We start from the raw sequence: 24,609 nt of genomic DNA, 5'->3' as shown, positions 1-24,609 counted from the left end.
AAGTTAAACTAAAACTCCAGACAAACAATGCACCCGGATGGGTGCATTGCCGTTCTAACTTTTTTACTTCTTACTTCGCCTGACGCTTCTGATGTTCACTGGCGGCTTTCACAAAGCCGGCAAACAGCGGGTGCCCATCACGTGGCGTGGAAGTAAATTCCGGGTGGAACTGACAGGCCACGAACCACGGATGATTCGGTACCTCAATGATCTCGACCAACTGATCATCACCGGAACGGCCTGCAATACGCAGACCCGCAGCTTCAATCTGTTTCAACAGCATATTGTTGACTTCGTAACGGTGGCGATGGCGTTCAACAATTGTCGGCGCGCCGTACAGCTGACGAACCAGGCTATCGTCGCTCAACTGACACTGCTGGGCGCCAAGGCGCATTGTGCCGCCCAGATCGCTCTTCTCGGTACGGACTTCAACGTTGCCGTCTTCATCGCGCCATTCGGTAATCAGGGCCACCACCGGGTACTTACAGTCTGGCACAAATTCCGTGGAGTTGGCGTTATCCATACCCACTACGTTACGTGCAAACTCAATCAACGCAACCTGCATACCCAGGCAAATACCCAGATAAGGAACATTGTTTTCACGCGCAAAGCGCGCTGTCGCGATCTTACCTTCAACACCACGGTAGCCGAAGCCGCCAGGGATCAGGATTGCATCAAGACCTTTCAGGATCTCAACGCCGCGCGTTTCGACATCTTGCGAATCGATCAGCTTAATGTTGACGGTGACACGATTCTTCAGACCACCGTGCTTCAATGCTTCGATAACTGACTTATAGGCATCCGGCAGTTCAATATACTTGCCGACCATACCGATAGTCACTTCGCCTGCCGGATTCGCTTCTTCGTAGATAACCTGTTCCCATTCTGACAGATTAGCTTCCGGACAGTTCAAGCTGAATCGTTTACAAATATAATCGTCAAGGCCCTGGGATTTCAACAGGCCTGGAATTTTATAGATGGAATCGACATCTTTCATTGAAATAACGGCTTTTTCTGGCACGTTACAGAACAATGCAATTTTTGCACGTTCGTTGGCCGGAACCGCGCGATCGGAACGACAGATCAGAATGTCAGGCTGGATACCGATAGACAGCAACTCTTTTACCGAGTGCTGAGTCGGTTTAGTTTTGACTTCACCGGCAGCGGCCAGGTAAGGAACCAGAGTCAGGTGCATGAACAGCGCGTGTTCACGACCGATATCCACCGCTAATTGGCGAATCGCTTCCAGGAATGGCAGGGATTCGATATCACCGACAGTACCGCCGATTTCAACCAGAACGACGTCATGACCTTCGCCACCGGCAAGGACACGCTCTTTAATCGCGTTGGTGATGTGCGGGATAACCTGTACGGTTGCACCCAGATAGTCGCCACGGCGCTCTTTGCGCAGGACATCGGAGTAAATTCGACCGGTAGTGAAGTTATTGCGGCGAGTCATTTTGGTACGAATGAAACGCTCATAGTGACCCAGGTCCAGGTCGGTTTCAGCGCCGTCTTCAGTAACGAACACTTCCCCGTGTTGGATTGGACTCATAGTACCTGGATCGACGTTGATATACGGATCCAGTTTCATCATGGTCACGTTGAGGCCACGAGCCTCAAGAATGGCTGCCAGGGAGGCTGCGGCAATGCCTTTACCCAGAGAGGATACGACCCCGCCGGTCACAAAAATATAGTTCGTTGTCATGCTGGACCTGAGAAGTTAGGGTGAAACGATGGAATTACCAAGACGGGAAAGTAGTATACCCGAACATGACGAGCGCCACAAACTTTCATTATTCCTCCTCTTCACCAGGCTCACATAAACATCGGGAGTGAGAAAATAGCCCCTTTGGGGTAAATGTTTTTGACGTAAATCAAGCGCTTGTTATTTAAAAAATCACACAAATCGCCCTTGACCGACGAAATCCCTTAGAGATCAATTTCCTGCCGTTTTACCTGTTGCCAGACTTCTTCCATAGTTTCCAGATCAACACCAGTCATTTCCAGACCCCGAGCCGCTACAATTCGCTCAACCTCACGAAAACGGCGCTCAAATTTCTCGTTCGCTTTTTGCAATGCGGTCTCTGCTTTAGTACCTAAATGCCGAGCCATATTGACCGTCGCAAACAGCAGGTCGCCCATTTCCTCCTCCAGTTTAGCCTGGTCGACAACAGCCTGCTTCGCCTCAAACATGACTTCATCGATCTCTTCGTAAACCTTGTCGACAACCGGTCCCAATGTTTTCCAGTCGAAGCCAACATTAGAGCAGCGTTTCTGGATTTTTTGGGCGCGCATTAACGCCGGTAAACTACGGGGAATATCGTCGAGTGCGGAATGCTGCGCCTTCTGGGCGCGTTCTTCGCTTTTGATTTGCTCCCAGCGGGTCAACACCTCAGTGCTGTTACTGGCAGAAACATCAGCAAAAACATGTGGGTGGCGACGCTCAAGCTTATCGCTGATGGCGGCGCAAATATCATTGAAATCGAAACGTCCTTCTTCCTGCGCCATCTGGGCGTAAAACACCACCTGGAACAGCAAATCACCCAGTTCTCCACGCAGGTCGTCGAAGTCTTCCCGCGCAATTGCGTCCAGCACTTCATAGGTTTCTTCGAGGGTGTAAGGGGCAATAGTGGCGAATGTCTGCTCTTTGTCCCAGGGACAACCGTTTTCCGGGTCGCGCAGGCGCTGCATAATACCGAGCAGTCGGTCGATTTGGTTCATTGGAATATCCTGAAATTTCAATACGCGAAGCCCGATAAGACGACAGCCGATATCCGGCAACATGGCAATGCCTGATGGCAACGCTAACGCGCCTCACCAGGCATGCAAACTTATCTGGCCTATAAAATAATTAATTACCGTGCAGACGACGTGCGTCGATCACATCCGGCACCTGGTTCAGCTTGCCAAGCACGCGCCCGAGCACCTGCAGGTTATAGATTTCGATGGTCATATCGATGGTAGCCAGTTGCTGTTTGGTATCACTCCGGCTGGCAACCCCCAGCACGTTCACCTTCTCGTTGGCAAGAATCGTGGTGATATCACGTAATAAGCCGCTGCGATCGTTAGCCTGGACGCGAACCACCAGCGAATATCCTGCCGAGTAGCTTTCGCCCCAAACCGCATCAACAATACGTTCCGGCGCATGGGAGCGCAGCTCGGTCAACTGTTCGCAATCCGCCCGGTGCACGGAAATACCGCGGCCCTGAGTGATAAACCCGACAATTTCATCGCCTGGAATCGGCTGGCAGCAGCGCGCGATGTGGTGCATCAGGTTACCCACCCCTTCCACCACCACGCGACCGTCGTCTTTACGGCGACTCTGCGGCGCCTGCGTTTTCTGCTGAAGCTGTTTCAGCGCGGCAGCATCCTGTTCGGCTGCGCTTGGCTTATTAAACTGCGCCTGCAGGAAGTTCACCATCTGGTTGAGGCGAATGTCCCCCCCACCAATCGCCGCCAGCAGCTCATCCAGCTCATTGAAGCTGTAGCGCGGCAGCAGGTGCTTTTCCGCTTCTTTCAGGCTAATGCCTAAATGCGCCAGCTCATCGTCGAGGATCTGGCGGCCAGCAAGGATGTTTTTGTCGCGGTCCTGTTTACGGAACCAGGCGTGGATCTTCGAACGCCCCCGACTGGTGGTGACATAGCCGAGGTTAGGGTTCAACCAGTCGCGGCTTGGGTTGGGCTGTTTCTGGGTGATAATTTCAATTTGATCGCCCATCTGCAGCTGGTAGGTAAACGGTACGATGCGCCCGCCAATTTTCGCGCCAATGCAACGATGCCCCACATCACTGTGAATATGATAAGCAAAATCGAGCGGTGTAGAGCCTGCAGGTAAGTCCACAACGTCGCCTTTTGGCGTAAAGACGTACACTCGGTCATCAAAGACCTGGCTACGGACTTCATCCAGCATTTCACCAGAGTCCGCCATCTCTTCCTGCCAGGCGATCAGCTTACGCAGCCATGCAATACGATCTTCATGACCAGAGCGCGCTACGCCTGAAGCGGTGCCCTCTTTGTACTTCCAGTGTGCCGCAACGCCCAGTTCGGCATCTTCGTGCATCTGTTTCGTACGGATCTGAATTTCAATGGTTTTCCCGCCCGGTCCCAGCACAACCGTATGAATTGACTGATAGCCGTTGGGTTTCGGGTTAGCGACATAGTCATCGAACTCATCCGGCAGATGGCGATAGTGAGTATGCACTATCCCGAGCGCGGCATAGCAGTCCTGTAAACGCTCCGCCACGATACGCACTGCGCGCACGTCGAAAAGTTCATCGAAGGCCAGCTGCTTTTTCTGCATTTTGCGCCAGATGCTGTAGATGTGTTTCGGACGTCCGTACACTTCGGCTTTGACGCCTTCCGTTTTCATCTCTGAGCGCAAATGACCGACGAACTCATCAATGTAATGCTCGCGATCGATGCGACGTTCGTGCAGCAGCTTGGCAATACGTTTGTATTCAGCCGGGTGCAGGTAACGGAAGCAGTAATCTTCCAGTTCCCATTTTAATTGCCCGATACCCAAACGGTTGGCCAGCGGCGCATAGATATTGGTGCACTCTTTTGCCGCCAGAACGCGTTCATCTTCCGGTGCGTCCTTCACTTCACGCAGATGTGCAATCCGCTCCGCCAGCTTGATGACCACACAGCGGAAATCATCCACCATAGCCAGCAGCATGCGGCGAACGTTATCGACCTGTTCGGATGAGACTGAATCGGTATGAGTGGCCTTAAGCTGGCGTATTGCCGCCATATCCCGCACGCCGTGGATAAGATGAACAATGGATTTGCCCACGCTCTCGCGCAGGATGTCTTCACTGACCACGTTGGCATCTGCCAGAGGGAACAGCATTGCTGCGCGCAGCGTGTCGATATCCATGCTCAACATGGAGAGTATTTCTACCATCTCCACGCCACGCCACAGCAGCAGATCCGCATCCGGATGCCCCTGTGTCTGCTGCTGGCAGTACGCCCAGGTTTCGGCTAAGCGTTCACACGACTGCTGGCTGGAGATCCCCAGACTCGCGATCCATTTCTTTGGATCAAACTCACCAGCTTTATTTATATGTGCACTTCTTACCGCAACCATTGTCCTCTCCTTAAGGGGCCTGGCCTGTCGAAGTCGACAAGCCATACCCATTGTCTTTCACGCTGCATTACCACCCGAAATCCAATGGGTACAAAATTTATTACATACGCTCAAACAGGACCATTGATTCCAGGTGTCCAGTGTGCGGGAACATATCAAGCATCGCCAGTCGCCGTATGGCATATCCCGCGTTGAGCAAAGCGTCGCTGTCACGAGCCAGCGTTGCCGGGTTACAGGATACATAAACAACGCGTATAGGTTCTAATTTTATAATATGTTGCATCACACCTGCAGCCCCCGCACGCGCAGGATCGAGCAATACTTTGTCGAATCCGTTTTTCGCCCACGGCTGCCGGGTAACATCTTCCTCAAGGTTTTCATGAAAGAATGTCACATTGTGTAATCCGTTATTCAGCGCGTTTTCCCGGCCTTTTTCCACCAGCGCCGGTACCCCTTCCACCCCCACCACGTTTGCAGCCCGGGTTGCCAGCGGCAGGGTAAAATTACCCATTCCACAGAACAGATCGAGTACGCGATCTTCAGGTTGCACATCCAGCCATTCGAGCGCACGGGCCACCATTTGTTGGTTTACCCCTTCATTGACCTGAATAAAATCACGCGGGCTGAAGGTTAACCGTAGTCCATTTGAGTCATACCAGGGCGACTCTTCTGATATTGATTCCAGTATCTCGCTTTGCGGGGCCAGAAACAAAGACAGCCCCTGAGAATGCGAAAAGCATTCCAGTTTTTCTTTGTCCTGAACACTTAATGGCGCCGTGTGGCGCAAAATCATCAGGGTTCCGCTCCCCGCCTGCACCAGCTCGACATGACCAAGATGGCGTAACCCTTGCAGACTTTCCAGACACGCCCGGATGTGGGGCAAGAGCGCTTCAAGCTGGGGCACCAAAATAGGGCATTGTTTAACATCGATAATGTCGCTGGATGCAGATTTGCGAAACCCCATCTGCAATTTTTGTTCTTTTGGCCGATAGTTCAGGCTCAACCTGGCGCGACGACGATAGCCCCACGGGGTATCAGCTATAACATCCGACACTTCACATTTCATTAAACGCGACAACGCCGCGCTTTTGCTACGCTGCTGCAACAAGATGCTGGCATGCTGCTGCTGGCAGCCGCCGCACACGCCAAAATGCGGGCAACGTGGCACTTCACGCTGCGGACTGTCGTTTAAACGTCGTTTTACTTGCGCGCGGGCGAACTGTTTTTTATCTTCGGTAATCACCACCTCGGCGCTTTCCTGAGGTAGCAATTCCGGTATAAACAACGCCTTTCCGTTATGGCGAGCAACGCCCTGGCCGAAAGGATCAAGGTCATTGACGGTAACGGTTATGATCTGACGCGTCGTCACGCGTCGTTTTGCAGAGTAGAATTGCGCCATCGACGAGATATTTCTCTATTTAACAGTGTGACCCTAATTGTCCCATAACGGAACTCCATGACCAACTACAGCCTGCGCGCACGCATGATGATTCTGATCCTGGCCCCGACCGTCCTGATTGGTTTGCTGCTCAGTATCTTTTTTGTTGTGCATCGCTATAACGACTTGCAGCGTCAACTGGAAGATGCTGGCGCCAGCATCATTGAGCCACTCGCGGTCTCCAGCGAATATGGCATGAATCTGCAAAACAGAGAATCCATCGGCCAACTTATCAGCGTGCTGCATCGTCGCCATTCCGATATCGTGCGGGCAATTTCTGTCTATGACGAGAATAACCGGCTGTTTGTCACATCCAATTTTCATCTCGATCCGTCTGAAATGCAGCTGGCAACCGGTTCACCATTTCCCCGAAAGCTGAGCGTCACCCGGCTCGGGGATATTATGATCCTGCGAACGCCAATTATATCGGAAAGCTATTCGCCGGATGAATCTGCAGTCAGCGACGCCAAAAATACGGAAAATATGCTGGGGTATGTGGCGCTTGAACTGGACCTTAAGTCAGTAAGATTGCAGCAGTATAAAGAGATCTTTATCTCCAGCGTAATGATGCTGTTTTGTATCGGTATTGCGTTAATTTTTGGCTGGCGTCTGATGCGCGACGTGACTGGCCCGATTCGCAATATGGTGAATACCGTTGACCGAATACGTAGAGGCCAGCTCGACAGCCGCGTCGAAGGTTTCATGTTGGGCGAGCTGGATATGCTCAAAAATGGCATCAACTCGATGGCGATGTCACTTGCGGCCTACCATGAAGAGATGCAGCACAACATCGACCAGGCCACCTCTGACCTGCGCGAAACGTTGGAGCAGATGGAAATCCAGAACGTCGAACTGGATCTGGCGAAGAAACGCGCCCAGGAAGCGGCGCGTATTAAGTCTGAGTTTCTGGCTAACATGTCGCATGAGCTGCGTACGCCGCTGAATGGCGTGATTGGCTTCACCCGCCTGACGCTTAAAACCGAGCTCAACACGACGCAGCGCGATCACCTGAATACGATTGAACGCTCGGCCAACAATCTGTTGGCCATCATCAATGATGTGCTCGACTTCTCCAAACTTGAGGCGGGCAAACTGATTCTGGAAAGCATCCCATTCCCGCTGCGTAGCACGCTGGATGACGTCGTCACGCTGTTAGCGCACTCATCCCATGATAAAGGGCTTGAGCTGACGCTAAATATTAAGAATGACGTGCCGGACAACGTCATCGGGGACCCGCTGCGCTTACAGCAGGTAATCACTAATCTGGTTGGCAATGCCATCAAATTTACCGAAGGCGGTAATATCGACATTCTGGTCGAGAAACGCGCCCTCAGTAACACGAAAGTGCAAATTGAAGTGCAAATCCGCGATACCGGAATTGGCATCCCTGAGCGCGATCAGTCACGCCTGTTCCAGGCCTTCCGCCAGGCCGATGCCAGTATTTCCCGCCGCCACGGCGGGACCGGACTGGGCCTGGTCATTACGCAAAAGCTGGTCAATGAAATGGGCGGGGATATCTCCTTCCACAGCCAGCCGAACCGGGGCTCCACGTTCTGGTTCCATATCAGCCTCGATCTCAACCCTAACGTTCTCGTGGATCGCTCAACCACGCACTGTCTGGCAGGAAAGCGGCTGGCCTACGTTGAACCTAACGCCACAGCGGCGCAATGCACGTTAGATATCTTGAGTGAAACGCCGCTGGAAGTGATTTACAGCCCTTCATTCTCCGGGCTGCCGAAGGATCACTACGATATTCTGCTGCTTGGCATACCGGTCACTTTACGCGAACCGCTCACCATGCAGCATGAGCGGCTGGCAAGCGCAGCGGCGATGACCGACTTTTTGTTACTGGCTCTGCCTTGCCATGCGCAGATCAACGCCGAGAAATTAAAGCAGGGCGGCGCGGCGGCGTGCCTGTTGAAACCTCTTACCTCAACCCGCTTACTGCCAGCGTTGACAGAGTATTGTCAACTGAACCACAGCGCGGCTCCGCTGCTGTTAGACGAGAGCAAAATTGCGATGACCGTCATGGCGGTGGACGACAACCCGGCGAACCTCAAGCTGATTGGTGCTCTGCTGGAAGATAAAGTGCAGCACGTCGTGCTCTGCGACAGCGGACATCAGGCTGTGGATCGCGCCAAACAGATGCAGTTTGATCTCATCCTGATGGATATTCAGATGCCAGACATGGACGGTATTCGCGCCTGCGAACTGATCCACCAGCTTCCTCATCAACAACAGACGCCGGTCATTGCGGTCACCGCACATGCCATGGCCGGGCAAAAAGAGAAGCTGCTCAGCGCCGGGATGAACGATTACCTGGCGAAGCCTATCGAAGAAGATAAGCTGCATAATCTGCTGTTACGCTACAAACCCGGCGCGAGCTCATCGCTGAGGGCGCTCGCTGTTGAACCGGTCGTCAATCCGAATACCACACTCGACTGGCAACTGGCGTTAAGGCAAGCCGCCGGTAAAAACGATCTGGCGCGGGATATGCTGCAAATGCTGCTCGATTTTCTGCCCGAAGTGCGTAACAAAATTGAAGAACAGCTGGTAGGTGAAAACCCTGAAGGACTGGTGGATATGATCCATAAACTGCATGGCAGTTGCGGTTATAGCGGCGTTCCCCGCATGAAAAACCTGTGTCAGCTGATTGAGCAGCAATTACGTAGCGGGAGCAAAGAAGAAGAGCTGGAGCCTGAGTTTTTAGAGCTTCTGGATGAAATGGATAACGTTGCGCGCGAAGCGAAGAAGTTGTTAGGGTAAAGATCTGATTGCCGGATGACGACGCTCACGCGTCTTATCCGGCCTTCATGCCACATCATTCAACGTAATTGCTGACCCGCTTTCAGGGTCGCGGCCACGTTTCGCGCCGTCATTCGCACGTTCTCACTCGCGTTCTTCAGCGCCTCATCCAGTGTGCAAACGGTATAGATAACGCTAAAAACCGCATCCAGCCCATGCTCATGTACAACACCGACATCAGCCGTCAGGCTGCCAGCAATGCCGATAACCGGTTTGTTGTAACGCTTTGCCACCTTCGCCACGCCAACCGGAACCTTACCGTGAATGGTCTGGCTGTCGATACGTCCTTCACCCGTGACCACTAAATCCGCATCCGCAACGCAGTCGTCGAGGTGTAACGCATCCGTCACGACCTCAATACCGCAGCGTAACTGCGCACCGCAAAACGCATACAGTGCCGCCCCCATACCACCAGCCGCGCCACCACCCGCCAGTTCCAGCACGTTGACGTCCAGATCGCGGGCAATGAGTTGCGCATAATGCGTGAGCGCCCGATCAAGACGAAGAATCATCTCCGGCGTCGCCCCCTTTTGCGGACCGAAGACCGCAGAGGCCCCCTCTTCACCGGTCAACGGATTAGTCACATCGCAGGCCACTTCAATACGGCACGCGGCAAGACGCGGGTCTAGCTGAGAAATATCAATCCGGGCGAGTGATTCAAGGCCAGTCCCGCCATGAGCAATATCGTTATTTTGCGCATCCAGTAATTTTGCTCCCAGCGCTTGCACCATCCCGGCACCGCCATCATTGGTGGCGCTGCCGCCAATGCCGATAATGATATGTTCAACGCCCGCGTCCAGCGCATGACGGATTAGCTCCCCGGTTCCCCAGGAGGTCGTTTTCAGCGGATCGCGTAAACCTGCGGGAACCTGCTCCAGTCCGCTGGCGGCCGCCATTTCGATAAACGCCGAACGCTCATCCCCGGATAAACCATAAAATGCCTGAATCGTTTTACCCAGAGGGCCGGTAACATCAACATGCACAAGGTGGCCTTGCGTTGCGGCAACCATCGCTTCGACCGTTCCCTCACCGCCATCCGCGACCGGGATCTTCACGTAATTCGCCTCAGGCCAGATCTCACGAAATCCCAGCTCAATAGCCGTTGCCACTTCAAGCGCACTCAAACTTTCCTTATAGGAATCCGGTGCGATTACTATTTTCATAAAGCATCCTTACGCATGTTGACTGTGTTAAGCATACACCAGGAGAAAAACCGCCCCTTTGTGGGAGCGGTCCCAGTTCGCTTAGCGTACCATGCACGGACGCTTATTATCAAACGTCCAGTTCGGGATCAGATACTGCATTCCCATGGCATCATCGCGCGCTCCCAGTCCATGTTGCTGATACAGCTCATGAGCTTTCATAACCTGATCCATATCCAGCTCCACGCCCAGACCCGGCTTCGCCGGTACCTGCACCATGCCACCTTTGATTTCAAACGGCTCTTTGGTCAGGCGTTGATTGCCTTCCTGCCAGATCCAGTGGGTATCGATAGCGGTAATTTTGCCCGGCGCCGCCGCCGCAACATGAGTAAACATCGCCAGCGAAATATCAAAGTGGTTGTTAGAGTGCGAGCCCCAGGTCAGCCCAAACTCATGACACATCTGCGCAACGCGGACAGAACCCTGCATAGTCCAGAAGTGCGGATCCGCCAGCGGGATATCCACGGACTGCAACGACAGCGTATGTCCCATCTGACGCCAGTCGGTGGCAATCATGTTGGTGGCGGTCGGCAGGCCGGTAGCACGACGGAATTCCGCCATGACTTCACGGCCTGAGAACCCCTGCTCGGCGCCGCACGGATCTTCCGCATAAGCCAGCGATCCTTTCAGGTACTTACCAATTTTAATCGCTTCATTCAGCGACCACGCACCATTGGGATCGAGCGTGACGCGTGCCTGTGGAAAGCGTTTCGCCAGCGCCACAATAGATTCCGCTTCTTCTTCCCCGGCCAACACCCCGCCTTTCAGTTTGAAATCGTTGAAACCATATTTCTCATATGCGGCTTCCGCCAGGCGCACCACTGCATCCGGGGTCATCGCCTCTTCATGACGCAGGCGATACCAGTCGCATTTCTCATCCGGCTGGCTCTGATACGGCAGCGGCGTCGCGTTACGGTTACCGACGAAGAACAGATAACCCAGCATTTCAACTTCGCTACGCTGCTGACCGTCGCCCAGCAGAGATGCGACGTTAACGCCCAGATGCTGACCCAGCAGATCCAACATGGCCGCTTCGATCCCGGTAACCACATGAATAGTGGTACGTAAATCGAAGGTCTGCAAACCGCGGCCACCGGCATCACGATCGGCAAAGGTATTGCGGACCGCATTCAGTACGTTTTTGTATTCACCTAACGTTTTGCCCACCACCAGCGGAATGGCATCTTCCAGGGTCTGACGAATTTTTTCGCCGCCGGGAATCTCACCCACGCCGGTATGACCGGAGTTATCTTTGATAATCACAATATTACGCGTGAAGAACGGAGCATGTGCGCCGCTCAGATTCATCAGCATGCTGTCATGGCCCGCAACCGGGATCACCTGCATCGCGGTTACGACTGGGGTAGTAAATTGTGCGCTCATAATTAAGTCCTTATTCAAAATTAGTGGCGGCCGAAAACGGGACGTTTACGGTCAAAAGTCCATCCAGGGATCAGATACTGCATCGGGCCTGCGTCATTACGCGCGCCGCCGGGCAGCGCCTTATAGGCTTCATGCGCTTTCTGTACCTGATCCCAGTCCAGTTCCACGCCCAGGCCGGGCGCGTCGGGTACCGCAATTTTTCCGTGTTTAATCTCCAGCGGATTTTTGGTCAGGCGGCAATCGCCCTCCTGCCAGATCCAGTGGGTGTCGATCGCCGTTGGGTTGCCCGGCGCAGCGGCACCGACGTGGGTGAACATCGCCAGGGAAATATCAAAATGATTGTTAGAGTGGCAGCCCCAGGTCAGTCCCCAGTCATCGCATAGCTGTGCCACGCGTACCGCGCCGGAAAGGGTCCAGAAGTGCGGATCGGCCAGTGGAATATCTACCGAGTTGAGCATCACCGCATGGCCCATCTCACGCCAGTTGGTGGCTATCATATTCGTTGCTACCGGCAGGCCGGTTGCACGGCGGAACTCGGCCATCACTTCGCGGCCAGAAAAACCCTGTTCTGCGCCGCACGGATCTTCGGCGTAGGTCAGAACATCGTTCAGCCCTTTACACAAGGAGATAGCTTCATCCAGCAGCCAGGCACCGTTAGGATCGACCGTAATACGCGCATCCGGGAAGCATTGTTTCAACGCGCGAGCGGTGTCGATTTCCTGTTCGCCAGGCAGCACACCGCCTTTGAGTTTGAAATCTTTAAAGCCGTAGCGATCCTGCGAAGCCTGAGCCAGACGCACCACCGCCTCACTGTTCATCGCCTGCTGGTGACGCAGGTGATACCACTCATGGTTACCCGGCGTGCTGTCCAGATACGGCAGATCGGTTTTGCTGCGATCTCCCACGTAGAACAGATAGCCGAGCACGGTGACCGCATCGCGCTGCTTGCCTGGCCCTAACAGTTCGCAGACCGGTACGTTCAGCGCCTTGCCCAGCAGGTCGAGCAGTGCGGCTTCCAGCGCGGCCACCGCATTAACCCGCAGTTCAAAGGTCCAGGCACCTTTACCAAAGGTGTCAAAATCAGCGGCCTGGTTGCCTTTATGCACCTGCTGAACCACCTTATTCAGGCGCGCGACTTCCTGGCCCAACACTTGTGGAATCGCGTCCACCAGCGTCTGATAAATCACTTCGCCGCCCGGCGCTTCACCGACGCCGGTATTTCCGGCGTTATCGGTGAGCACGACGATATTGCGGGTAAAGTATGCGTTATGCGCCCCGCCAATATTGAGCAGCATGCTGTCATGACCGGCCACCGGAATGACCTTCATATCGGTAATAATGGGACTCGATTGTGTTGTCATCATCATTGCCCTGCGACAGGTTTCAGTTCGATACGTTTAATATCACCCACCAGCACCAGATAGCTCACTACAGCAATCAGCGCATGCACCCCGACGTAAATCAACGCACCGTTAAACGAGCCAGTGGTACCTACGATGTAGCCGATAGCAATTGGCGTAACGATACCGGAGATGTTGCCAAACATATTGAACAGACCGCCGCTCAAACCGCTGATCTCTTTTGGCGCAGTATCGGCCATCACCGCCCATCCCAACGCACCGATACCTTTGCCGAAGAAGGCCAGCGCCATAAAGCCGATGATCATCCACTCTACGTTGACGTAGTTACAGAACACCATCACCATCGACAACAGCATACCCAGTACGATTGGCGTTTTACGGGCGATATTCAGCGAACCGGTACGGCGCATCAGCCAGTCGGAAATAATGCCGCCGAGCACGCCGCCTGCGAATCCGCAAATGGCCGGGACCGAGGCAACAAAACCGGCTTTCAAAATCGACATACCGCGTGCCTGTACCAGATAAACCGGGAACCAGGTGATAAAGAAGTAGGTAAGTGCATTTATGCAGTATTGGCCGATATAAATACCGATCATCATTCGTGAGCCCAGCAGTTGCTTGATCTGCCCCCACTTCACGCTGAACGGCACTTTGGCTTTGGCTGCCGCCTGATCCATATTGATCAGCGCTCCGCCTTCGGCAATGTAGTCCAGCTCTTTTTGGTTTACGCCCGGATGCTGGTTCGGTTCATGAATCACCTTCAGCCAGATAAAACTGATAACAATCCCGAGACCGCCCATAAAGAAGAACACATGCGACCAGCCCACTTCGTGGGTCAACCAGCCCATGATTGGCGCGAAGATTACGGTGGCAAAGTACTGCGCCGAGTTAAAAATAGCGACCGCCGTGCCCCTTTCCTGCGCCGGGAACCACGCCGCCACAATACGACTGTTGCCAGGGAAGGATGGCGCTTCGGCTAACCCCACGAGGAAGCGCAGGGTAAACAGCGCAACGATAATGCCGAAGCCGCTGAAGATATCGACGAAGCCCTGCAGCAGGGTAAACATGGACCAGATAAAAATGGACCAGAAGTAAACACGTTTTGAACCGAAGCGGTCGAGCAGCCAGCCGCCGGGGATCTGACCGATAACATAGGCCCATGAAAAAGCGGAGAATACATACCCCATCCCCACCGCATCCAGACCAATATCTTTGGCCATCTCCGAGCCGGCGATGGATAAGGTGGCGCGATCGCCGTAGTTGAAGGATGTGACGATAAACAGCATCACCACTATCCAGTAGCGAGCGTTAGTGCGTTTTTCCGCGCTGCTCGCCGCCTGACTTAATGAACTCATTGTTGCACTCCTGAATCTTGGCTTTCGCCAGTTCATTCTGTACAGCACCTGTAGGGTGATCAGAATGAGAGGTTAGTGTGTGGCAGTTTTGGTACAGCTCAGGGCCGTTTTATTCTGACTCGCTGCCTTTTCGGGAACTGACGGGAAAAGTATATGAAGGAGTGCCTCTTACCCTCACCGTGCAAAAACACAACATTGCGGGAGGTGAATGAGGTTGTTTATGGCATAAGCCTAAGGGAATGGAAGATGCTTCACGAAATTGGCGTTTGGTGGGCGATTTGTTGCCGGGTAGCGGCAACATCTAACCAGCGGTGCCCATCTGGGTTTAAGGCGCTACTACTTATGACGACTAACAGTTTAGGAAGCTGATCTCTTAGATTGCGCACCAACTCCTAACGTGACTCAATTGTTTTTTAGTGGGGTTATTACCTGCCGCTAATTATGGTGAGATTGTTGATCAGGAATATGGGACATTGAAATAAAAATAAAAATAAAAAAGGGACTCTAGTTTATTGGAGTCCCTATTAACATTCGATTTTTCAGAAAAAATAATAAAGGATCACCAAAAAAGCCAGAACAATAAACTCAACAAACCAGAACGCCGCTTCAACTTTAAACCCGGTGGTTAATTCTTTGGGTAAGGAACGAATAAAATGATATGCTTCAATACTCATATCATTATTAAAAACCCTGTTATAGGGAAAAATCAGACTAGACATAATGAAATCTATTTTTGCAAAGTAGATACCGGGAGTACCAATTAAGCTTGCTGTTCTCGCCAAACTTGCAGTGATAGGAAGACGACCAAACTCCTCCTCGTATAATATTACTATTTTTTTATACTTCTCATCATTTATCACATAAGAAATAAGTATTAAAATCAAAGTTATAATAACCAGCATTATGCCAAGGCTCATATTAATGACATCTAGATTATCTGTTAAAAATCTATTCATATATTAGAATACCTGCTGCTTCATTAAATGAATCTGGGTCATACAGTTTAAGTTCTGGATTATCAATATCGTCATTCACTAATCCACCAAACCTATCACCTAGTTTCTCACCCATTTTTTCCAAAAATTTACCTCCTGCAATACTTGAAGCAATGCCACTTACCAAACATACACTTGCGCCAATACCTCCTGCTTCTGATGTAATCAATCCCAGAACCCATGTACACGCGGCTCTCCCCATAATTCCCCCGGCAGCTCCGCCAGCAAAACTTGCAGTTTGTTTGAAGCCGAATTTGCTGTACTCCGTTATCGCTGCTTTTCTACATTCGCTTTCACGTCCTTTTGCGCAAGCTTCATAAACGTTAGTTGTATAACTCGCAAAATCAAGACCAACACCTACATAGCCTGTTGTTCTCATTATTTTTATCAGTTTGGCTGACTTTTCTATGTAGCTTGCATATCCCTCAATATCCTTTACTCCTGTTTGATCCCACTTATGCATAATCGATTTGGTTGATAAACCTAATGCCTGCTTTATATCTTCATATTGTTTTAAATTTAGCCGTTCTTTTGAGAATTTATTCAAAATACCGTCTAATTTTTTAAATAGTCGTTCTCGTTGACCAAAAAACTCCTCTCCAGAAATACGACCAGAATTACTACTATATGTTTTCTTATAAAGCGCCTGTATTTCATTGAGTGTTTTATTTATTTCTTCATAATACCCCCCACCGGTATCTTTTATGTAACCTAAGATATCCCCGCTTTGTCCTAAAGCATCGCTGTATAATTGTGAAGAAAAAATATCCACGGAAGCTCTATTTTTGTGTAACACACGGGCTTCTGGCAGTGTTAATGGTGCAAGCGCGTTATCAATTCGATCACGCGCTTTTTGCAATATTTCAATCTGTTGCTGATCTTGCTTTTCAGGATCAACGACAAGCAGAATTGAACCCGGTTGTTTTTTTATATCTGGATTGAGCTTGTGATATAACTCACGTGTACCATCCGGAGGATTAATAAAAAAGCTGGATTCGAAAGATGACGGTGTGGCCTCATAGGGCAGTACACAAAATCCTGCATCTACAGGTTCGCGAGACGGTTTATCCTCTTCAACCGGACATGAATGCCTTGGTACTACGGCAAGAGGTTTTAGTGTGGGTTCAAGATAACCTGGTGCGCCATACTCAATCTTTTGAGTGGGTCTGGTTTTTCTTCCCAGTCCCCTGTCGAGGGTTTCCTGATAAGCTCTCCTTACTCTCTCTGCGAAGATACTGTCGAATACATCAGGCATAAATGGTTCATAAACTAACTCCCCGTCCTGATCAAAATAAAAAGGATTTCTGTCCCAGGACCAATGCTCATCATAATCTATCGCTATTATCCAGCCCACGCTTAATTTGTGTTGTATCTCATCATAAATGCGATTACATCTACCAATAGAGGGCCTTTCATACGCACCAGAAGAATATCGGTTTACATTCCATTTTCTCTGTGGCAGGCCAAATATAGTTGAGCGCTGATTTTTATCATCATCAAGTTCATAATATATCCTTGCTAACCTAATACCTTCTTTAGGTGAAATTATTTTTTCGAAGTCTTCTAATCTGGCGCTTTGGCTAAAATCCCGTGAATTATACAAAGTAAACAAATTGCATCTCCTTAGCTTAATAATTTCCAATTATTATCATTCTATCTCATTTATTCACCTCATTAATTCATTCACAAAATCCAGATTTTGGGCCTGTTTTTATTAAAGCATGATAACCGGGTTATTTGTTTGTGCTTTTGATCTCATAAATAATAAAAAACCCGAATTTAATTTTTATAAATTCGGGTTACAAATAAAATTATGCGATTGTATTTATAATACAGATAAATTAAAGCAAATCTCCCTTAGTGATAATCAGATTGTTCTCTCCATGTCCATCATTTGTCACAGGCCCGTGCAAACAAAGCGCTGCCGGGCGCAAGGTTATTTAAGCAAGGTTCCCCAGTTTTCTACCCAGGGATTGGATTCGCTTTCCGGTTCAGGATGCTCGCTGGCGTCAATCAGCAGCATTTCCCCAACACGGTGGGCGCTTTGTTCCTGCAACAGTGCATCGAACTGCTTGCCGCCATTGCAGAAATTAACATAGCTACTGTCACCCAGCGCAATTACCCCGTAATGCAGATTTGGCTGGAAACCGAGATTATCTTTGATCCCCTGAAACAGCGGCACGATGCTATCCGGCAGATCGCCCTGTCCGGTCGTTGAGGTCACCACCAGCACATATTTTTCCTGATATGCCTGCCAGTCGCTGAGCTCGGGATCTTCGAACACCGTGGCTTTATGACCCTGCGCCGTCAAAATAGCTTCGGCCTCTTCGGCAACCAGCAACGCGTTTCCGTACATCGTGCCGACAAAAATTCCAATTTCCGCCATAACCGTAATCTCCTGGGACTTAAGAATCTATCTGCTCATCCTGACCTGACAGCCCGTTGAACTCAACCCTTTCATTCTCAGGGAGAAGTCCACGCCAGCCAAACTGTGATAGCGCCTGCATCCAGACATCATCCAGCCCGGCGCGAATAACCAGCGGTTCGCCGGTGAAAGGATGAGTCAGCGCAAGCTGGCTGGCATGAAGCATCAAACGCTGACAGCCAAAATGCTCAGCGGCGCTGCGGTTTTGCCGCAAATCACCGTGCTTACTGTCGCCGATAATTGGATGGCGTAAGTGCGCCAGATGGCGTCTGAGCTGGTGTTTTCGACCGGTTTTAGGATCCAGTTCCACCAATCCATAACGGGTCGTCGGATAACGTCCGGTCGCTACCAGCATCTCAACCGTCGCCAAACCGCGATAATGGGTGACGGCAGGCTGCGGGCCTTTATCATCACGGGCAAATTTATCGGCGATCTTATCCAGTTCTTCGACCAGCGGGTAATCCAGCACAGCATCATCCATCAGCCAGCCACGCACAATCGCATGATAGCGTTTCTGAATTTGATGATGTTCAAATTGCTGGGACAGCAACCGCCCGGCTTCGCTGGACAGTCCCATCAGCAGTACCCCGGAAGTCGGTCTGTCGAGTCGGTGGGCGGTAAAAACGTGCTGACCAATCTGGTCGCGTACCGTTTGCATCACCACCACTTTCTCATCCCGGTCGAGCCAACTGCGGTGAACCAACCAGCCCGAAGGTTTGTTAACTGCGACCAGCCATTCGTCCTGATACAGAATCTCCAGCATCAGGCGTTATCACTTGTAAACAGTGCATCCAACTCCTGCAATGCCGTCAGCAGAATTTCGCGTTGCGGGTGATCGGCTGCCAACGCCATTTCGTAATACGGTGCGACGGCAAAAGCCTGCGGAAGCGGTTGAGCGTTATTAATCAGCGTATGCATGCGGGGAATCAATACCCATTGCAGCCACTCAACCGGCTCCATGGTATCCATACAAAAAGGCTGCGTGCTGGTAAACAGATGCTCTGCAGGCTCATCCAACCGCCAGTGATTATGTTCACGCAGTAGCGCTTCAAGCGCGTGTAACTGCTGGCGCACACGGTCATGAGTCGTCATGAAATTAACCTCAATGATGAAAAATCTGGCGCGAAGAATAGCACTAGTGAAGGGAAATAAAAAAAGGGAGCACTGTAAAAACAGTGCTCCCGGTTCGTTTCGCAGCGTTCCAGCTACTTTTAGTGCTCCCTGCTCATCCGTGACAACTTTTCCTGTGGTCTTGCGACCTTGTTCATCCTGAACTTGTGCATCCTGCTCACATCACCCCGATGTGAAAACTTCATCCTGAAGTGTCCTGGCCATCCTGACCCGCCGAACATCCTGACCGGCTCTCATTCTCCATCCTGGAGGTGTCCCTTAACGCATCCAGCGCTTTCCGCTTCGCTTCATCCTGAAGCCTGTCCTTGTAACACCGTCCTGGTGTGTCCTGCCGAAGAGCCATCATCCTGATGTTCTCTTCGTTGTGCGACTCCTTGTCGACAGATATAGAATCGCCTGTTTCGCCTTGTCTTACAAGATGCTTACAGACACTCCCTTAAGATTATTTTCGTATGAAAGTTGACAATAAAACATTAACTTTATGAATAATAAGGGATAATTATTTTATCCGTTCATTAAGTCTTTACTTATTACCTGGCAATGTCCTACAGGGTTTGTAAGAGATCTCTCACAAGGTTCAGGGCAATCTGGATTACAGAACTGGCTTAAGCTGAGTGAGAAATTCCGCAAGTGAGTCTGCCAGCACCGTTCGTTTACGGGTTCCCAGCGTTTCTTTGCACACTTCACCGGAGAGATTGCACACCGAAATAACGTCAAGCTCATTGTCCTGGGTGGCAATAAAAAGCGTAGGCGACAGCTTGAGGCGCTTTTGCGTAACCAGGTGACCAATCAAGTTTTCCTGAACGCGCCTGAAGTCGTCTTCGCTCCAGGTTTGCAGCAGCGTTAGTTTTTCATCCGCAAACTGCGCGTGCATGTCCCCGGCAAACTGGGTGGTGTAAAAAGCGTGAACGGCTGGTTGTATCACGATATCAAAGGCGCGTTCAACCGCATTGAGGTTTTTTTCGCCGACAAAAGGCTGAGGTTGCCAGAATACCGCATCGTCTGTGGAAGAAATGATGCACGGAGAAGGTACGCCATACAGCTCATCGCTGAGGGGCCAGCTGTTGTTTTTTTCGTACCATGCGTCGCAATAACGTGTCGTAAAGGCTGTCAACGCCTGCGCTGTCAATTCGTCCACTGATTTCTCTCTTCACAAAAGCCAGGATACACTTGTCGCATAGTGTATCTGGTTTATGACGGTGAAACATGTCCTCTTATGAAAATCATCAGGCGCTTGACGGCCTGACTCTCGGTAAATCAACAGATTACCGTGACAATTACGATGCCAGCCTGCTGCAGGGCGTTCCACGCAGCCTGAACCGCGACCCGCTGGATTTACAGGCCGATAATCTGCCTTTTCACGGTGCCGATATCTGGACGCTATATGAACTGTCTTGGCTGAATGCCAACGGTTTACCGCAGGTAGCGGTCGGTCATGTAGAACTGGATTACACCAGCGTAAATCTGATCGAATCGAAAAGCTTTAAGCTTTACCTGAACAGTTTTAACCAGACGCGTTTTGATTCCTGGGATGCGGTACGCCAGACGCTGGAAAACGATCTGCGCGCTTGTGCTCAGGGTGATGTCAGCGTAGCGCTGTACCGTCTTGACGAACTGGAAGGACAACCGATAGCCCACTTTAACGGCACCTGTATCGACAATCAGGATATCGTCATCGATAACTACCAGTTCAGCACAGAGTATCTGGAAAATGCCGTTGGCGGTGAAAAAGCGGTGGAAGAGACGCTGGTCAGCCATCTGCTGAAGTCTAACTGCTTGATCACCCACCAGCCGGACTGGGGCTCCATACAGATTCAGTATCGCGGACGGAAAATCGATCGCGAGAACCTGCTGCGTTATCTGGTCTCCTTCCGTCACCATAATGAGTTTCACGAGCAGTGCGTGGAACGCATTTTCAATGACATTCTGCGCTTCTGCCAGCCGGAGAAACTGAGCGTTTACGCACGCTACACGCGACGTGGCGGCCTGGACATTAACCCATGGCGCACCAACACCGATTTCACCCCAGCAACGGGGCGCCTGGTACGTCAGTAATCTTTTTTCTCAATTTTGCGTGCCGGATTCCGCGCGCAAGGTTGTGAAAGGTCATAAGCCAGGGCTATTGTAATCAACAGGGAATGACGTGTTGCGTCCCATAAGGAGTTTACTTGATTACACATATTAGCCCGCTTGGCTCAATGGACATGTTGTCGCAGCTGGAAGTCGATATGCTTAAACGCACGGCCAGCAGCGACCTGTATCAACTGTTTCGTAACTGTTCGCTTGCCGTTCTGAACTCCGGCAGTTTGACCGACAACAGCAAAGAGCTGCTGTCACGCTTTGAAAGTTTCGACATTAACGTGCTGCGCCGCGAACGGGGCGTAAAGCTGGAACTGATCAACCCGCCTGAAGATGCGTTTGTTGATGGACGCATTATTCGCGCACTGCAGGCCAACCTGTTTGCTGTGCTGCGCGACATTCTGTTCGTCAATGGCCAGATCCATAACGCCGGTCGCTTTCAGCATCTGGATCTCGAAAGCTCGGTGCATATTACCAACCTGGTATTCTCGATCCTGCGCAATGCCCGGGCGCTACACGTGGGTGAAGCGCCGAACATGGTCGTCTGCTGGGGGGGTCACTCAATCAACGAAAATGAGTACCTGTACGCCCGCCGCGTTGGTACCCAGTTGGGCCTGCGCGAACTGAACATCTGTACCGGCTGTGGTCCGGGGGCGATGGAAGCGCCAATGAAAGGCGCTGCGGTCGGTCACGCCCAGCAACGATACAAAGACAGCCGCTTTATCGGTATGACCGAACCGTCAATCATTGCCGCTGAGCCGCCTAACCCGCTGGTTAACGAACTGATCATCATGCCGGACATTGAAAAACGTCTGGAAGCGTTCGTGCGTATCGCCCACGGTATAATCATCTTCCCAGGCGGCGTAGGGACAGCAGAAGAACTGCTGTATCTGCTGGGGATCCTGATGAACCCGGCCAACAAAGATCAGGTTTTACCGCTGATCCTGACTGGACCAAAAGAGAGCGCCGATTACTTCCGCGTGCTGGACGAATTTATCGTGCACACGCTGGGGGAAGATGCGCGTCGCCACTATCGCATTATCATAGACGATGCAGCAGAAGTGGCTCGTCTGATGAAAAAAGCGATGCCGCTGGTGAAAGAGAACCGCCGTGACACCGGTGATGCCTACAGCTTTAACTGGTCGATTCGTATCGCGCCTGATTTGCAGATGCCGTTCGAGCCGTCCCATGAAAACATGGCTAACCTGAAGCTGTACCCGGATCAACCCGTGGAAGTACTGGCGGCAGACCTGCGCCGTGCGTTCTCGGGGATTGTAGCCGGTAACGTGAAGGAAGTCGGGATCCGCGCCATTGAAGAGTTTGGCCCGTACAAAATCCACGGTGACCACGAAATGATGCGCCGCATGGACGATCTCCTGCAGGGCTTTGTTGCACAGCATCGTATGAAGTTACCAGGCTCCGCGTATATCCCTTGCTACGAGATTTGCGCCTAACCTCCAACAGCCGCCAGCAGACGCTATCGCGGTGACAGTTTTGTCCATATCAAAGCCGGGTTTGGCGCATCAGCCTCCCGGCTTTTTTTAGTGATACCAGTCACATAGCTCAGACGATCATATAAATACCGATGATGTTTCATTAAAAATAGCGAGCCACGCAAACGATTACCTTTAAAACCCAACCGTGATTTATCTTAGGAAATTATTATTAGTCGCCAAAATCCTCTAAAAACAACAGTTTTTACAGCGTAACGCTCGTATCTTCGCGCCTTCGCTTTCATGATATATGTCGTTAATGTTAGCCTTCGCGCCCGTAAATTCGCTTTGACTATTTTTTAACAGATTAATGGTCCAAATTTATCCACATAAAAGGTGGATTATTGCATTTGGGATCGCGATCACTGATACATTCATTACTAAAATGTATCTTTCCGCCCGCAAATTATTACGGCGAAAAATTATATAAAAAATCGCTCAACGAATTTCGATTTACAGTCGGGTATTTTCTCATTGGATTGACCCCAAACCCGACTTTTTAAGCTTCCTCCAGGAGAAATAGATGGAAAACACTCAAACCAGCACTATCGTTACGGGCCAGACCCGCAGCGCATGGCGCAAGACAGACACCATGTGGATGCTGGGCCTTTACGGCACGGCGATTGGCGCGGGTGTATTGTTCCTGCCGATTAACGCAGGCGTAGGCGGTATGATTCCGCTGATCATCATGGCGATCCTTGCTTTCCCAATGACCTTCTTTGCACACCGCGGCCTGACTCGCTTCGTGCTGTCCGGTAAAAATCCGGGTGAAGACATTACTGAAGTTGTAGAAGAACACTTTGGTGTAGGCGCAGGTAAACTGATTACCCTGCTCTACTTCTTCGCTATCTACCCAATTCTGTTGGTCTACAGCGTAGCAATCACCAACACCGTCGAAAGCTTCCTGACCCACCAGCTGGCAATTACGCCGCCGCCGCGCGCAATCCTGTCTCTGATCCTGATTGTCGGCATGATGACCATCGTGCGTTTCGGTGAGCAGATGATCGTGAAGGCGATGAGCATCCTGGTATTCCCGTTTGTTGCCGCCCTGATGCTGCTGGCGCTGTACCTGATCCCTCAGTGGAGCGGTGCAGTTCTTGAAACCCTGTCCTTTGACTCTGCAGCAACCACCGGCAACGGACTGCTGTTGACCCTGTGGCTGGCAATTCCGGTAATGGTGTTCTCCTTCAACCACTCACCAATCATCTCCTCCTTCGCCGTGGCGAAGCGTGAAGAATACGGTGATGAAGCTGAGAAGAAATGCTCTAAGATTCTGGCATTCGCTCACATCATGATGGTGCTGACCGTTATGTTCTTCGTCTTCAGCTGCGTATTTAGCCTGACCCCAGCGGATCTGGCTGCAGCGAAAGAGCAGAACATCTCTATCCTGTCTTACCTGGCAAACCACTTTAACGCGCCGATCATTGCCTGGATGGCACCGATCATCGCGATTATCGCTATCACCAAATCCTTCCTCGGCCACTACCTGGGCGCACGTGAAGGTTTCAACGGTATGGTGATTAAGTCTCTGCGCGGCAAAGGCAAAACCATCGAAATCAACAAACTGAACAAAATCACTGCGCTGTTCATGCTGGTAACCACCTGGATTGTGGCGACGCTGAACCCAAGTATCCTCGGTATGATTGAAACCCTGGGTGGCCCAATCATCGCGATGATTCTGTTCCTGATGCCGATGTATGCAATTCAGAAAGTACCGGCAATGCGTAAATACAGCGGCCATATCAGCAACGTCTTCGTTGTGATTATGGGCCTGATCGCTATCTCCGCTATTTTCTACTCTCTGTTCAGTTAATTCCCCTGCGCCGCTCCTCGGGGCGGCGCACCTCGATACA

General features: G+C 51.2%; 18 protein-coding genes. 4 read left to right on the top strand and 14 right to left on the bottom strand.

Annotation, left to right across the window (positions count from 1 at the left end; all coding sequences use genetic code 11):
• Positions 1 to 70: 70 nt before the first annotated feature.
• The 4 genes from pyrG to rlmD all read right to left on the bottom strand — a co-directional run bounded on the left by pyrG (position 71) and on the right by rlmD (position 6,488).
• Positions 71 to 1,708, bottom strand: a complete 1,638-nt coding sequence (gene pyrG, locus ABIE10_RS20035) for a glutamine hydrolyzing CTP synthase (protein ID WP_016154233.1) — start codon at positions 1,706 to 1,708, stop codon at positions 71 to 73.
• A 224-nt stretch (positions 1,709 to 1,932) separates the two neighbouring features.
• Positions 1,933 to 2,724: a nucleoside triphosphate pyrophosphohydrolase gene (mazG, locus tag ABIE10_RS20030; RefSeq protein WP_016154234.1), complete on the bottom strand. Its 792-nt coding sequence runs from the start codon at positions 2,722 to 2,724 to the stop codon at positions 1,933 to 1,935.
• A gap of 130 nt (positions 2,725 to 2,854) precedes the next feature.
• Positions 2,855 to 5,089, bottom strand: a complete 2,235-nt coding sequence (gene relA, locus ABIE10_RS20025) for a GTP diphosphokinase (protein WP_016154235.1) — start codon at positions 5,087 to 5,089, stop codon at positions 2,855 to 2,857.
• A 100-nt stretch (positions 5,090 to 5,189) separates the two neighbouring features.
• Positions 5,190 to 6,488 (bottom strand): 23S rRNA (uracil(1939)-C(5))-methyltransferase RlmD, encoded by a 1,299-nt coding sequence (gene rlmD / locus ABIE10_RS20020; protein ID WP_200051889.1) that lies wholly within the window; start codon positions 6,486 to 6,488, stop codon positions 5,190 to 5,192.
• A 57-nt stretch (positions 6,489 to 6,545) separates the two neighbouring features.
• On the opposite strand from rlmD, the gene barA reads away from it, so the two are divergent.
• Positions 6,546 to 9,293 (top strand): two-component sensor histidine kinase BarA, encoded by a 2,748-nt coding sequence (gene barA, locus ABIE10_RS20015; RefSeq protein WP_047357900.1) that lies wholly within the window; start codon positions 6,546 to 6,548, stop codon positions 9,291 to 9,293.
• Positions 9,294 to 9,352: 59 nt separating this feature from the next.
• Here the strand turns inward: barA and ABIE10_RS20010 are convergent, their stop codons facing one another.
• From ABIE10_RS20010 to syd, 10 genes are all read right to left on the bottom strand, one after another.
• Entirely contained in the window at positions 9,353 to 10,495 is a 1,143-nt protein-coding gene (locus ABIE10_RS20010; protein WP_016154238.1) for a glycerate kinase, read from the bottom strand.
• 81 nt (positions 10,496 to 10,576) lie between these two features.
• Entirely contained in the window at positions 10,577 to 11,917 is a 1,341-nt protein-coding gene (gene gudD, locus ABIE10_RS20005) for a glucarate dehydratase (protein WP_016154239.1), read from the bottom strand.
• A 20-nt stretch (positions 11,918 to 11,937) separates the two neighbouring features.
• Complete coding sequence (locus tag ABIE10_RS20000; protein ID WP_029139643.1) at positions 11,938 to 13,278, bottom strand: enolase C-terminal domain-like protein; 1,341 nt, start codon at positions 13,276 to 13,278, stop codon at positions 11,938 to 11,940.
• A gap of 2 nt (positions 13,279 to 13,280) precedes the next feature.
• Positions 13,281 to 14,633, bottom strand: a complete 1,353-nt coding sequence (gene gudP, locus ABIE10_RS19995; RefSeq protein WP_016154241.1) for a galactarate/glucarate/glycerate transporter GudP — start codon at positions 14,631 to 14,633, stop codon at positions 13,281 to 13,283.
• A 539-nt stretch (positions 14,634 to 15,172) separates the two neighbouring features.
• Positions 15,173 to 15,589 carry a hypothetical protein gene (locus tag ABIE10_RS19990; RefSeq protein ID WP_429156832.1) on the bottom strand — a complete coding sequence of 139 codons (417 nt, stop codon included), beginning with the start codon at positions 15,587 to 15,589 and terminating at the stop codon, positions 15,173 to 15,175.
• Positions 15,582 to 17,240 carry a hypothetical protein gene (locus tag ABIE10_RS19985; RefSeq protein WP_429156830.1) on the bottom strand — a complete coding sequence of 553 codons (1,659 nt, stop codon included), beginning with the start codon at positions 17,238 to 17,240 and terminating at the stop codon, positions 15,582 to 15,584. The genes ABIE10_RS19990 and ABIE10_RS19985 overlap by 8 nt, the downstream gene beginning before the upstream one ends.
• Before the next feature lie 324 nt (positions 17,241 to 17,564).
• On the bottom strand, positions 17,565 to 18,014 hold the full coding sequence (locus ABIE10_RS19980) for a flavodoxin (protein ID WP_047499385.1): 450 nt from the start codon (positions 18,012 to 18,014) through the stop codon (positions 17,565 to 17,567).
• A gap of 19 nt (positions 18,015 to 18,033) precedes the next feature.
• Positions 18,034 to 18,816 (bottom strand): tRNA pseudouridine(65) synthase TruC, encoded by a 783-nt coding sequence (truC, locus tag ABIE10_RS19975; RefSeq protein ID WP_316146727.1) that lies wholly within the window; start codon positions 18,814 to 18,816, stop codon positions 18,034 to 18,036.
• Positions 18,816 to 19,145 (bottom strand): YqcC family protein, encoded by a 330-nt coding sequence (locus ABIE10_RS19970; RefSeq protein WP_429156828.1) that lies wholly within the window; start codon positions 19,143 to 19,145, stop codon positions 18,816 to 18,818. Before ABIE10_RS19970 ends, truC begins: the two co-directional genes overlap by 1 nt.
• Before the next feature lie 631 nt (positions 19,146 to 19,776).
• Positions 19,777 to 20,322, bottom strand: coding sequence for a SecY-interacting protein (gene syd, locus ABIE10_RS19965; protein WP_131346696.1), 546 nt, complete (start codon positions 20,320 to 20,322; stop codon positions 19,777 to 19,779).
• A 68-nt stretch (positions 20,323 to 20,390) separates the two neighbouring features.
• On the opposite strand from syd, the gene queF reads away from it, so the two are divergent.
• From queF to ABIE10_RS19950, 3 genes are all read left to right on the top strand, one after another.
• Positions 20,391 to 21,239 (top strand): NADPH-dependent 7-cyano-7-deazaguanine reductase QueF, encoded by an 849-nt coding sequence (gene queF, locus ABIE10_RS19960; RefSeq protein WP_429156826.1) that lies wholly within the window; start codon positions 20,391 to 20,393, stop codon positions 21,237 to 21,239.
• Between the two features lie 113 nt (positions 21,240 to 21,352).
• On the top strand, positions 21,353 to 22,717 hold the full coding sequence (ppnN, locus tag ABIE10_RS19955; protein ID WP_235117390.1) for a nucleotide 5'-monophosphate nucleosidase PpnN: 1,365 nt from the start codon (positions 21,353 to 21,355) through the stop codon (positions 22,715 to 22,717).
• A 562-nt stretch (positions 22,718 to 23,279) separates the two neighbouring features.
• On the top strand, positions 23,280 to 24,569 hold the full coding sequence (locus tag ABIE10_RS19950; protein WP_016154247.1) for an HAAAP family serine/threonine permease: 1,290 nt from the start codon (positions 23,280 to 23,282) through the stop codon (positions 24,567 to 24,569).
• Positions 24,570 to 24,609: the final 40 nt, after the last annotated feature.

The sequence above is a fragment of the Citrobacter sp. 506 genome (genome assembly GCF_050434985.1).
Classification (GTDB): domain Bacteria; phylum Pseudomonadota; class Gammaproteobacteria; order Enterobacterales; family Enterobacteriaceae; genus Citrobacter; species Citrobacter braakii.
Note: the sequence above shows the minus strand (reverse complement) of the source record. Positions and strands in the feature narration are given on the sequence as shown.